The organism is Xanthovirga aplysinae (assembly GCF_009711365.1).
Taxonomy (GTDB): Bacteria; Bacteroidota; Bacteroidia; order Cytophagales; family Cyclobacteriaceae; genus Xanthovirga; species Xanthovirga aplysinae.
Genome location: NZ_SMMB01000576.1, coordinates 1 through 2462, shown reverse-complemented (window position 1 = coordinate 2462; position 2462 = coordinate 1). Strand labels below are relative to the sequence as shown.

Here is a 2462-nt window from a genome sequence, read left to right as displayed (position 1 = left end):
TAATTAGGGTTGTTTTAACCAAATTGGCTGAAAAAAATAGGCTATCTTTCAAAATGAGATAGCCTATTTTTGAATTTAAGTAACTTTTTAAAAATTATTAAACCCTCTTAGCTCAAATGGTACAATGAAAACGACTCTTTATTGTATGAGGAACCGGAGAGACCTTTAATTTTAAAGTGTTTTGCTTTTCTTACTTTTGAAACCGTTTGGCAAGTATCAATTCTTTCGATTTATGTTTCCAAGAATAGAATCCTTCTCCTGATTTTACGCCTAAATGACCTGCTTCTACCATATTTACTAATAGGGGGCAAGGAGCATATTTTGGATTTCCAAATCCTTCATGTAATACCTTTAAGATAGACAAACAAACATCTAACCCAACGAAATCAGCTAATTGAAGTGGTCCCATAGGGTGCGCCATTCCCAATTTCATTACGGTGTCAATTTCTTCTACCCCTGCAACTCCTTCATATAAAGAATAAATTGCCTCATTAATCATCGGCATCAAAATACGGTTGGCCACAAAACCAGGGTAATCATTAACTTCTACCGGTACTTTGTTTAATTTCCGGGAAGTTTCCATTATGCTTTGGGTTACTTCATCGCTTGTACCATATCCTCTGATAATTTCCACCAGCTTCATTACCGGTACTGGGTTCATAAAGTGCATGCCAATCACTTTTTCCGGTCGTTGAGTTGCTGCGGCAATTTTGGTGATTGAAATAGAGGAGGTATTGGAAGCTAGAATGGCTTCAGGTTTTGTAAATTCGTCTAATTGGGTGAACAGCTTTAGTTTGATCTCTAAATTCTCTGTGGCAGCTTCAATAACCAGGTCCGCCTTATTAACACCTTCTTTGAGATTAGTATAGGTGGCAATATTTTTTAGGGTCTGCTCTTTTGTAGTTTCATCAATTATTCCTTTGTTTAATTGTCTCTCCAGGTTTTTTTTGATAGTGGTTACCGCCTTCTCCAATGCTGCAGGGTTAATATCAATGAGGGCTACATGAAAACCATGTTGTGCAAATACGTGGGCAATTCCATTTCCCATAGTTCCTGAGCCAATTACCGCTATATTATTCATAGAGTGTTAATGTTTTGATTAATTTTCTTTTTTTTAGTCCAACAAATATAAAGAATAATGAATAATTATGAATGAAGATTAAATAGGGATAGATATATGATTCTTTCTTCACTATTAAATATTCAATTTTTTCAGATATTTGCATTTTAATAAAGGCTAAAGCTAATCTGAAATGCTTAAAATCGGTAAATTTAATCAGTTAAAGGTCGGAAGATCGGTTCAATTTGGGTTGTATTTGGAATCGGATAAAGGAGATATTTTACTTCCTAATAAATATGTGCCTAAAGGGACCCAAATAGGGGATGTTTTAAATGTCTTTATTTACACGGATTCTGAGGATAGATTAATTGCTACCACCCTTCAACCAAAAGCTGTAGTTGATGAGTTTGTTGCATTGGAAGTGAAAGATACAGTGCCTTTTGGAGCCTTTTTAGACTGGGGACTGGAGAAAGATCTTTTAGTGCCGAAAAGAGAACAACATCGTCCAATGAGAGAAGGGGAGGTGCATGTGGTTCGTTTATGTTTAGATTATAGAACCAACCGGGTGATAGGCGTAGCCAAACTAAATGCTTTTTTTAATAAGAATACTAAGGCCTTAAAAAAGGATCAGGAGGTTGATGTAATGGTCTATGGTCAGACTGATTTGGGATGGATGGTTATAATCAATCAGGAATACTCAGGTATGTTGTATAAGAATGAGGTTTTTGAACCTTTGACGGTAGGAGATATTCGAAAAGGATTCATTAAGAAATTAAGAGAAGACGGGAAGATAGATGTAAGCCTTCAACCACAGGGTTTTCAAGCAGTTGTTGATTCCAAAGAAAAGATACTTTTGGCTTTAAAGGACGCAGGGGGATTTTTGCCTTATCACGATAAGACAGAGCCAGAAAGAATAAAGGCCACTTTCCAGATGAGTAAGAAAATTTTTAAAAAAATAATAGGAAACCTCCAAAAGGATGGTAAACTAACTATTTCCGACAAAGGAATACACCTTACAGAATAAACTATTCGGAGGTTTTGGTGGCTTTGGCAAGTCTGAGAATATCAGTAGGAGTTTTGCAAAATATTGCCCTATTTTCTTTAATGGCTATTGGAGCTTTTATCATGTAAGGGTATTCTTTAAGAATATTTAACCACCCTTCATCATCAAAAGCATTTCCAGCTATTTTGGCTTGATACAATGGATGCGCCCGATTTAGGATTTCTTTTGGCGTCAAGTCAAGCATATCTAACAATTCTCGCCAAAACGTACTTGTCATTTGAGCCGAAGAATAATAATTCTCATTCACATGAGGAGTGATGGAATAGGCATAGGCTCGTGTGGACTTTCCATCTCTACTTTCCGGGTCAAATAAGAGGTACAATTCGTTAGGATGCATTT

At 36.2% G+C, this 2462-nt stretch carries 3 protein-coding genes; 1 reads left to right on the top strand and 2 read right to left on the bottom strand.

Annotation, left to right across the window (positions count from 1 at the left end; translation table 11 throughout):
* Window positions 1-190 precede the first annotated feature (190 nt).
* Window positions 191-1081: a 3-hydroxyacyl-CoA dehydrogenase family protein gene (locus E1171_RS02860; RefSeq protein ID WP_155203891.1), complete on the bottom strand. Its 891-nt coding sequence runs from the start codon at window positions 1079-1081 to the stop codon at window positions 191-193.
* Window positions 1082-1253: 172 nt separating this feature from the next.
* Between E1171_RS02860 and E1171_RS02855 the strand changes: the two genes are divergently transcribed.
* Window positions 1254-2084 carry a CvfB family protein gene (locus E1171_RS02855; RefSeq protein WP_155203889.1) on the top strand — a complete coding sequence of 277 codons (831 nt, stop codon included), beginning with the start codon at window positions 1254-1256 and terminating at the stop codon, window positions 2082-2084.
* Window position 2085: 1 nt separating this feature from the next.
* Here the strand turns inward: E1171_RS02855 and E1171_RS23540 are convergent.
* Window positions 2086-2462, bottom strand: a 377-nt coding sequence (locus E1171_RS23540; protein WP_187696211.1) for an arsenate reductase family protein, incomplete at its 5' end; no start/stop codon positions are given.